Annotated in this window: 1 rRNA gene; it reads right to left on the bottom strand. The window is 53.8% G+C overall.

The window, feature by feature from the left end:
- Positions 1 to 708 (bottom strand): 23S ribosomal RNA (locus BCV73_RS34670); the annotation flags it as partial.

Below are 708 nucleotides of genomic sequence, written 5' to 3'. Positions count from 1 at the left end.
ACCGAGGCTAGCCCTAAAGCTATTTCGGGGAGAACCAGCTATCTCCGAGTTCGATTGGAATTTCTCCGCTACCCCCACCTCATCCCCGAATTTTTCAACATTCGTGGGTTCGGGCCTCCAGTGCGTGTTACCGCACCTTCACCCTGGACAGGGGTAGATCACACGGTTTCGGGTCTACGTCCACGTACTCATTCGCCCTATTCAGACTCGCTTTCGCTGCGGCTCCGGCTTCTCACCTTAACCTTGCACGGGAACGTAACTCGCCGGTTCATTCTACAAAAGGCACGCCATCACCCATAAACAGGGCTCTGACTTCTTGTAAGCACACGGTTTCAGGTTCTATTTCACTCCCCTTCCGGGGTGCTTTTCACCTTTCCCTCACGGTACTGTTTCACTATCGGTCGCTAGGGAGTATTTAGCCTTAGCAGATGGTCCTGCCAGATTCATACGGGGTTTCACGTGCCCCGCACTACTCGGGATCCGTCTCGGAGGGAACTGACTTTCGGCTACAGGGCTTTTACCTTCTATGCCGGGCCTTTCCAGACCTCTTCGCCTAACCAATTCCTTTGTAACTCCATGTGAGACGTCCCACAACCCCGGCCAGCAAGCTGACCGGTTTAGGCTGTTCCGCGTTCGCTCGCCGCTACTGACGGAATCACTCTTGTTTTCTCTTCCTCAGGGTACTTAGATGTTTCAGTTCCCCTGGTA

Source organism: Paenibacillus sp. SSG-1, from assembly GCF_002224835.1.
Lineage (GTDB): Bacteria > Bacillota > Bacilli > Paenibacillales > Paenibacillaceae > Paenibacillus_AQ > Paenibacillus_AQ favisporus.
The sequence above is the reverse complement of the archived record's forward strand: the minus strand, read 5'-3'. Positions and strand labels throughout refer to the sequence as shown.